The following is a 7,780-nucleotide window of genomic DNA, read 5'->3' as shown; positions in this document are numbered from 1 at the left end:
CGCGACGCCGCAGGCGACGCGCAGCCCCGTGAAGGAGCCCGGACCCGCGCCGAAAGCGACGAGGTCGAGGTCGCTCTTCTCCACGTGCGCTCCCGCGAGCAGGTCCCGGATCATCGGGAGGATGCGCTCGCTGTGGCGGCTCCCAACCGGCTCGACCGTTTGGGCGAGAAGCTCCGTGCCGCGCATGAGCGCGGCGGCGCAGTCCTCCTGCGCGGTGTCGATCGCAAGAATCAAAGGAGCGGTGAGGTCGGTCATGGTGCGTCTCGAATGCGTCTTGAGCGTCTGAAGCGAGGGCGCGAGGGCGCCCTGCGGCGGGAATCTGCCGGAATTATAGAGAGGCCGCACCCGCAGGCCCGTGCGCACGGCGGCAATAGGGCCGGAACAATGACGAGTCCGGTTGGATGAGCAACAACACCTAGGCCCTTTGACGAATGAATCAGGCAGATAATATTTGGCAGTTCCCTTTAGTCGAGAGTTGTTTTCCCCTCATGACCGACTCGCCCTCCTCCACCGCCTCCGCCGAACCCGTCCACGCAGCCACGGAGCGCCAGCGTCTGCAGCCCGACCACCGCCGGGAGCAGATCATGGACGCGGCCGTCGCCTGCTACCTCGCCAAAGGGGGCGTGGAGGCGACGATGACCGAAATCGCCGCCTCGATCGGCGTCACGAGGAACCTCATCTACCACTACTTCAAGAACCAGGACGCGCTCCTCAACGCGATCTTCGAGCGCGAGGCGGCGGCCCTGAACGACAAGATCGCGGCGATTCCCGACGGCCCCGCCGAAGAGGTGATGACCGAAGTCGTGCGCACGTACCTGCACTACCTCGCCGAGCGCACCGAAGCGCTCTCGATCATGCTCGCCAACCCCGCCGCCCGCTCGAAGCTCAAGGGCCACGTGCACGAAAACCTCTCGCTCATCCTCGAGCGCTTCTCGGATTCGCTGCACCTCGAGCTCACCGGAGGCGTGCGCTCTGCGATGAAGGCCGCCGCGGACTTCCTGATGACCTTCGCCGCGGCCGAACACGAGTCGCTCGCGCTCGCCGAAGACGAGGCCGTCGCGCTCTGCGTGGCCGTCTTCCGCACCGCGGCCGACGGCGGCTCGCGCTACGTCGCCGCGCTCAAAGCGCGCGAAGACACCCCTGCCCGCGACGAGGCGCCTGAAAAGTAGGAAGCCGGAGCGCCGCCATGCTCACAATCGGCATTGATCTCGGCTCCACCACGGTTAAGTACGCGCTCTTCACCGAAGACGGGTGCCTTGCCGCCGAGGACCGCCTGCGCCACGCAAGCGCCGTGAGCGAAACCTTGGGCCGCGTCCTCCCGGACCTCGCCCGACGAACCCCGTCCTGAGCGCTCCCGCGCTTGCGGCCCAGCCCGGGCCCGGAGAGGCGCGCCGCGTGATTTCGATCATGCCCGCGGCGCAGACGAACGCCGCGGGCGCGGCGGAAACGGGCCGCAGGCCCGCCGATTCCGACGGTCAGACCGCCTGCAGCGCGCCACGCCGCGGCGACCTCTGAAAAAAGGGAAATGCCGGCATCCCGCGGGACGGCCGGCATTCTTCAAATCGGATTTTCGGGCTTGGAGCCTTCAGCGGGTGGGCGCCGTGTGCTGCACGCCCGCGCCGCCCGGAGGCGTCAGGGGCTGCGCGCCGCTTCTCGCCGTCCCGTGCATGCGCATGTACTGCATGTGAACCTCCATGATCTGCTGCCGCATGAGGTTGCGGTCTTCGCGGCAGAGGTTCGGGCGCTTCGGCGCGCTCTTCTCGCCCGGATCGAGCGAGTAGCGACGGCGCATCGCCTCGCGGTCGCGCTCGGAGAAGTGCGCGCGCAGGTCCTGTCTTTCGGCGGGCGTCATGCTGCGCCAGTACGAAGTGCGCGACGCTTCGTCGAGGAAGGGCCAGAGCTTCGCACGCTCTTCGGCGTCCATCTCGCCCCAGAGCTGCACGCAGGGGGAGACGGCGCCCGTACATTCGCCGGGCGCGGCGCCCGGCAGACCGGCATACCCGGACGCCGAGGGCGACTCGGCCATCGCCTGACCCGCACAGAGGCAGGCGGCGAGCGCTATGAGCGAGCAATGACGTTGAAGCATAGGGAAGATTCTCAAAGTCGTGGGCGCCGCAGCGGGCGCACCACAAGCTGAGGGGCGGCGCGCCTCGGCCGGAACCGGCGAGGGGTCTTTGTTCACTTCCGAATATAACAGCGCCTATCCGGAGAGAATCCTGCAAGTTTTTCTAAAGCGTGACATTTCTTTGCCGACAAAGCACCCGCAGGGCTTCCTGACCCTGCCGGGAGGGGCGGCAATGCGTCACGAAGCGTCGCGTCAGAACGGCCGGAGGATCTGCGGCCGGCAAGCCGAAGATCCCCCGCATCGCCCGCCGCACCGGGGAAGACGGGATGCCGGGGCGTCCCAAACGCAATTCGCAACCGTTCCTGCGCATTTGTAACTGCGGGTTGCTCTGCTCTGGCGCGGGGCCGCGGCGGATGAAACAATGAGGGGCATCGAAAAACTATTGCGCGCCGTCCGGTGATTCAGCCGGGGGCGGCCCTCAAGGAGCCACTGATGGTTGAACGCATCCCCAAGATTCTCGTCGTCGACGACGATCCGCGTCTTCGCGACCTGCTGCGCCGCTACCTCGGCGAAAACGGCTTCTCGGTCTTCGTGAGCGAAAACGGCGAGGCGATGAAGCGTCTCTGGGTGCGCGAGCACTTCGACGTGCTCATCCTCGACCTGATGATGCCGGGCGAAGACGGCCTGCAGATCCTCAAGCGCCTGCGCGCGCAGAAGGACACGACGCCGATCATCATGCTCACCGCGCGCGGCGAGGACGTGGACCGCATCCTCGGCCTCGAGCTGGGCGCCGACGACTACCTCGGCAAGCCCTTCAACCCGCGCGAGCTCCTGGCGCGCATCCACGCCGTGCTGCGCCGCCGTCCGCGTCAGGACGCCCCGGGCGCTCCCTCGATGGAGAACGAAGTGGTGCGCTTCGGCGACTTTGAGCTCGATCTCGGCACCCGCGTTCTCAAGAAGAACGGCGAGGTGGTGCCCCTCACGACGGGCGAATTCGCCGTCCTGAAGGCCTTCGCCCGCCATCCGCGCCAGCCGCTCTCGCGCGACAAGTTGATGGAGATGGCCCGCGGCCGCGAATACGAGGCCTTCGACCGTTCGCTCGACGTGCAGGTCTCGCGCCTGCGCAAGCTCCTTGAGCCCGATCCCTCCAAGCCCCGCTACCTGCAGACCGTCTGGGGCCTCGGGTACGTCTTCATTCCGGACGGCCACGCCTGATCGGGGCGCCCCGACCGCTGCAAGGGGCGCGGAGGCGGACCCTGTGAATCCGCCTCCACGCCCGGATAATTGAAGGACGAGCCCGCTCTCCGGCAGCGGCCCGTCCTTCATGCTTTTTCATCCGCCTCCCTCCCCCGAGCCCCGGGCGAGGAGTCCAAACCCAACGCATCACGCCCGTGTCCTGGATCTCCCAACTCAAGACGAGCCGTCCGAGCCTTTTCTGGCGGACCTTCCTGCTCCTGTGCTGCCTGCTCTTCTTCTCCGTGATCGGGTGGCTGCAGAGCTTCCGTGTGCTCTCCGAACTCCCCTATTCGCAGGGCGTGGCGCAGCACATCGTCTCGACCGTGAACCTCACGAAGTACGCCCTTGTGACGGCCGATCCCCTCTACCGCATCGACCTGCTCAAGACGCTCGCCGCGCGCGAAGGGGTGCTCATTTCGCCGCGCGACCCGACGGACCGGGTGACGCGCATCTCGAGCGAAGGCTTCAACGGGCTGATCGACCAGCTCGTGAAGACCTCGCTCGGCCCCGACACGATCCTCGCGACGCGGGTGAACGGCAACAACGGGCTCTGGGTCACCTTCGACATCGACGGCGACCAGTACTGGCTGCAGACGAAGGACGACGTGCTCGACCCCCCGTACGGCACGAACTGGCTCTGGTGGGCGCTCGCCGCGGGCATCGCCTCGCTCTTTGGCGCGACGCTGCTTGCGCGCCACGTCGCGCAGCCCCTCGCGCGCCTCTCGGCCTGCGCGCGCATGGTGAGCCACGGGCAGCGCCCGGAGCGGCTCCCCGAGGATGCCTCCACGGCCGAAATCCAGGCCGTCAACGTGAGCTTCAACCACATGGTCGACGACCTCGCGCACATGGAGGCCGACCGCGAACTCCTGCTCGCGGGCGTCTCGCACGACCTCAGGACGCCGATCACGCGCCTGCGCCTCGAAGTTGAGCTCGCCGACCTCCCCGACGACTCGCGCCAGGCGATGGTGAGCGACCTCGAGCAGATGGAGAACATCGTCAACCAGTTCCTCGCCTACGCGCGCCGCACGAACGAGGATCAGGTGATGGTGAATTTCGGCGAGGCCGTTTCGGCGGCGCTCGCCAACGCCCGCGTCGAGACCGATCCGGGCGTGGAGCTCAAGACGAATCTGATCCCCGACATCTTCGTGATGGCGCACCCGCTTGAGCTCTCGCGCGCCGTGCAGAACCTGATCGTCAACGCGCAGCGCTACGGCAAGAGCGACGACGGCGTGCTGCGGCTCTCGATGTCGATCACCCAGAGCGCGGACGGCCGCACGGCGACGCTCGCCGTGGCCGACCAGGGGCCGGGGCTGCCGGAAAGTCAGCGCGCCCGCGTGATGCGCCCCTTCGAGCGCGGCGAATCGGCGCGCTCGGGCGTCACGGGATCCGGACTCGGCCTCGCGATCGTGGACCGCATCGTGCGCCGCTCCGGAGGCTCGGTGGAGTTGGGCGACGCCGAACCGCACGGACTGCTCGTAAAGGTGATCTTCCCCATCCTGCAGCCCTCGGCCCTCAAGAAGGCGCTCAAGGAGCAGGACAAGGCCGCGCAGAAGCTCGCCCGCGAAGAGGACGAGAAGGCGAAGAGCGCCGAGGAGGTGAAGCGCCCGCAGCCGACGAACGGCGTGGAGGCGGGCCGCGACGGCATGGGCGGCATGAACGGCGTGGACGGGCCGCTCCATTGACGGAGGGCCCCGGGAACGCTTCTCCGGAGAAATGGGGAAAGCAAGGAGCTGCGGAAGGCCTTCAAGCCCGCGGCCGGCTTCCAGCAGCTGATCGCTTTTTTCTGGGGGACGGCGCCGGAGGGAGGCGCCTGTGGGAGTTCAAGAGTCTCAGAACCCGCCCGCAAGGAGCGCGAGCACACCGCCGCGCTTGTGCGCCGCACGGCCGGAGGCGGCGGAGGCCGTCGGACGAACCGAGCGGTTCGAGTGCGAGCGCAGCGCCGGAGTGCGCTGCGCGCCCGCGCCGGCCTTCTTCACGATGACCGAGCCGTCGGGGGCGATGGAGAAGTCCACGCTCGAATTGCCTTCGGCAAGACCGAGATAATCGCGGATTTCCTTGGGGATGGTGACCTGACCCTTGATGGTGAGACGATGCGTCGTCATTTTGCTTCTCCTCTTTAGCCGTCTTCAGGCCCCTTGCCTGGGCGCGGCAATTCGGAAAGAAATCCCGCCCGGAGCATTCACGCGCCGTCCTTCTTGTGGCACGCAGCGGGCGCTCCGACCCTCGCTCGCCGTCAGCCGGGACGCGCATCCGCTTTCAAAGAGTGAGAAAAGCAGAAAGCCTCCCGGCGACGAAAACATCACGGAGAGGCTTACACCCTCGCTTGCTTTTGCCCACTCGCATCCCCCGCAGGGATGCTGTAGACCGCATTGGCACTTGTCGCCGGGAGGGACCCGGCATCGTGCACTCCACCTTGCCCGAGTCAGCAGGTTGGCGTGAAACGTCCGCGACGTCGTCACTTCGTGATGCTTGGTAAGGGTGAACCTTATTCCTGAATCCGGCGCAATGCAAAGGTTTGCAGGGTTCGATACCAAGGTCGCGCTAAGGAAGTGTGCCTAATACTGAATGACCAGAAGGCTCGAACCGCCCTGTTTTCAAGGTTTTTGCGGATGTTCGGGGGGCCCGGGGACCGTTTTGGAGGGGGGAATTCGGGTAATTGCCCCCTCACGGGCGGTGAGCACGAACGGCCGGATCCGTATATCCTGACAGGACCGTAAAGGCAATTTCTTCAATTTGACTTTCATCAAGGAGCGACACCCATGCCACTCCAAACCTCATCGGTCTCGGTTGATGCGGTCTCCAACTCGACCAAGGTCTGGGCCTTCATCCTCGGACCCGTCCTCGCCGTGGCCGTCTACTTTCTGCTGCCCGACCAGTTCGTGAGCACCACGGGCGACGTCGTGCAGTTCGGGCACGCCGGCAAGGCCTGCGCCAGCGTGACCACCCTGATGGCCGTCTGGTGGTTCACCGAGGCGCTGCCGATCGCCGTGACGGCGCTCATCCCGATCATCCTCTTCCCGCTCCTCGGAGTCGCGACGCCGGTGAACACCATGCGCCACTACGCCTCCGGGACGATCTTCCTCTTCCTCGGCGGCTTCCTGATCGCCGCGGCGATCCACCGCTGGCACCTTGACCGGCGCATCGCCCTCGTGACGATCCGGCTCTTCGGCACGAAGCCCAACCAGATGATCTTCGGCCTCATGATCTCCACGGCCTTCCTCTCGGCCTGGGTGTCGAACTCCGCCACGGCGGCGATGATGGTGCCGATCGCGGTCGCCGTGATGGGCGTGATCCGCTCCGCGCAGACCTCGCCCGAGATCACCAAGGACGAGAAGAACTTCTCGATCTGCGTGCTCCTGTGCATCGCCTACGCCGCCTCGATCGGCGGCCTCGCGACGCTCGTGGGCTCGCCCCCGAACGGCATCTTCGCGCGCTTCGTCGAAGACACCTACCACGTGCAGGTTTCGTTCCTCGGCTGGATGAAGGTGGCGCTGCCGATGACGCTGCTCCTTCTGCCCGCGACCTACATCCTCCTCACGAAGTTCCTCTTCCCGGTGAACCTCAAGGGCATTCCGGGCGGGCGCGAATGGGTGAGAAACGAGATCGAGAAGCTCGGACCCATGTCGCGCGGCGAGCGCATCGTGCTCGTGGTCTTCGTGATGGCGGCCGCAGCCTGGATGTTCGGGCCGCTGCTGCGCGGCATCGAGATCGCCGGCACCTATCCCCTGAAGCCCCTGAGTGAAGAGCTCATCGCAATGACCGCGGGCGTGCTCCTCTTCATCATCCCGGTGGACGCCAAGCGCGGCATCCACGCGCTCGACTGGAACAGCGCCAAGGACGTCGTCGCCTGGGACGTGCTGCTCCTCTTCGGCGGCGGCCTCTCGATGGCCGCGGCAATCCAGAGCACGGGCGTCGCCGCCCTGATCGGCGCACAGGCGAAGGTCTTCGAAGGCGTCAATGAGATCGTCATGATGACGGGCATCTCGACCATCATCACCTTCGCGTCGGAAGTGACCTCGAACACGGCGCTCGCCGCGACGATGATGCCGGTGATCGCCGCTGCGGCGGAGAGCCTCCACATCAACCCCGAGGCGCCACTCTTCGCGACCGTCTTCGCCGCATCCTGCGCCTTCATGATGCCCGTGGGCACGCCCCCGAACGCGATCGTCTTCGGCACGGGGCGCCTGAAGATCGGCGACATGGTGAAGGCGGGTATCTGGCTCAACTTCATCGCGATCTTCCTCGGAGTCGTCTGCTCCCTCGTCCTCGGCCACGGCCTCATCCCGACGTCGTAGTCCCGAAAGAAGGACGCACTCAACGCAAAGGCCGGTCTGATTTCCTCAGGCCGACCTTTCGTTTTTTTTTCGTTTGGAGTCCAAGCTCCGGTTCAGCCGTTTTCTAACCAGAGAGGATCTTCGGGAGGCTTTGACATCCTCTCCGCCCTGAAGGACGGAGATTCCCTACTGAGTCCTTACGCGT

8 protein-coding genes are annotated in these 7,780 nt (G+C 66.2%); 5 read left to right on the top strand and 3 right to left on the bottom strand.

Going from position 1 to position 7,780, the window contains the following annotated elements; translation table 11 throughout:
- The coding region (tsaB, locus tag ACT6Y9_RS06890; RefSeq protein WP_443743983.1) for a tRNA (adenosine(37)-N6)-threonylcarbamoyltransferase complex dimerization subunit type 1 TsaB at positions 1–255 on the bottom strand (255 nt) is incomplete at its 3' end.
- A 233-nt stretch (positions 256–488) separates the two neighbouring features.
- On the opposite strand from tsaB, the gene ACT6Y9_RS06885 reads away from it, so the two are divergent.
- Positions 489–1,169 carry a TetR/AcrR family transcriptional regulator gene (locus ACT6Y9_RS06885; protein WP_443743982.1) on the top strand — a complete coding sequence of 227 codons (681 nt, stop codon included), beginning with the start codon at positions 489–491 and terminating at the stop codon, positions 1,167–1,169.
- 17 nt (positions 1,170–1,186) lie between these two features.
- Positions 1,187–1,348: a hypothetical protein gene (locus tag ACT6Y9_RS06880; protein WP_443743981.1), complete on the top strand. Its 162-nt coding sequence runs from the start codon at positions 1,187–1,189 to the stop codon at positions 1,346–1,348.
- A 237-nt stretch (positions 1,349–1,585) separates the two neighbouring features.
- Here ACT6Y9_RS06880 and ACT6Y9_RS06875 read toward each other — a convergent pair whose 3' ends face one another.
- Entirely contained in the window at positions 1,586–2,086 is a 501-nt protein-coding gene (locus tag ACT6Y9_RS06875) for a hypothetical protein (protein WP_443743980.1), read from the bottom strand.
- Between the two features lie 471 nt (positions 2,087–2,557).
- On the opposite strand from ACT6Y9_RS06875, the gene ompR reads away from it, so the two are divergent.
- Both ompR and ACT6Y9_RS06865 read left to right on the top strand, forming a co-directional pair.
- A complete protein-coding gene (ompR, locus tag ACT6Y9_RS06870) occupies positions 2,558–3,280 on the top strand; it encodes an osmolarity response regulator transcription factor OmpR (RefSeq protein WP_295480795.1) in 723 nt (240 codons plus the stop codon).
- A gap of 176 nt (positions 3,281–3,456) precedes the next feature.
- Positions 3,457–4,983, top strand: coding sequence for an ATP-binding protein (locus ACT6Y9_RS06865; protein ID WP_443743979.1), 1,527 nt, complete (start codon positions 3,457–3,459; stop codon positions 4,981–4,983).
- A 147-nt stretch (positions 4,984–5,130) separates the two neighbouring features.
- On the opposite strand, the gene ACT6Y9_RS06860 is transcribed toward ACT6Y9_RS06865, so the two are convergent.
- Positions 5,131–5,403, bottom strand: coding sequence for an AbrB/MazE/SpoVT family DNA-binding domain-containing protein (locus tag ACT6Y9_RS06860; protein ID WP_295480799.1), 273 nt, complete (start codon positions 5,401–5,403; stop codon positions 5,131–5,133).
- A 657-nt stretch (positions 5,404–6,060) separates the two neighbouring features.
- Here ACT6Y9_RS06860 and ACT6Y9_RS06855 point away from each other — a divergent pair.
- Entirely contained in the window at positions 6,061–7,596 is a 1,536-nt protein-coding gene (locus ACT6Y9_RS06855) for an SLC13 family permease (RefSeq protein ID WP_443743978.1), read from the top strand.
- Positions 7,597–7,780: the final 184 nt, after the last annotated feature.

Origin of the sequence: Sutterella sp., from assembly GCF_052272535.1 — a bacterium.
In the GTDB taxonomy this organism is placed as follows: Bacteria; Pseudomonadota; Gammaproteobacteria; order Burkholderiales; family Burkholderiaceae_F; genus Sutterella.
Note: the sequence above shows the minus strand (reverse complement) of the source record. Positions and strands in the feature narration are given on the sequence as shown.

Coding starts and splice junctions, on each gene's coding strand:
- ompR (WP_295480795.1), top strand. CDS start 2,558: ATGGTTGAACGCATCCCCAAGATTCTCGTCGTCGACGACGATCCGCGT.
- ACT6Y9_RS06855 (WP_443743978.1), top strand. CDS start 6,061: ATGCCACTCCAAACCTCATCGGTCTCGGTTGATGCGGTCTCCAACTCG.
- ACT6Y9_RS06860 (WP_295480799.1), bottom strand. CDS start 5,403: ATGACGACGCATCGTCTCACCATCAAGGGTCAGGTCACCATCCCCAAG.
- ACT6Y9_RS06885 (WP_443743982.1), top strand. CDS start 489: ATGACCGACTCGCCCTCCTCCACCGCCTCCGCCGAACCCGTCCACGCA.
- ACT6Y9_RS06875 (WP_443743980.1), bottom strand. CDS start 2,086: ATGCTTCAACGTCATTGCTCGCTCATAGCGCTCGCCGCCTGCCTCTGT.
- ACT6Y9_RS06880 (WP_443743981.1), top strand. CDS start 1,187: ATGCTCACAATCGGCATTGATCTCGGCTCCACCACGGTTAAGTACGCG.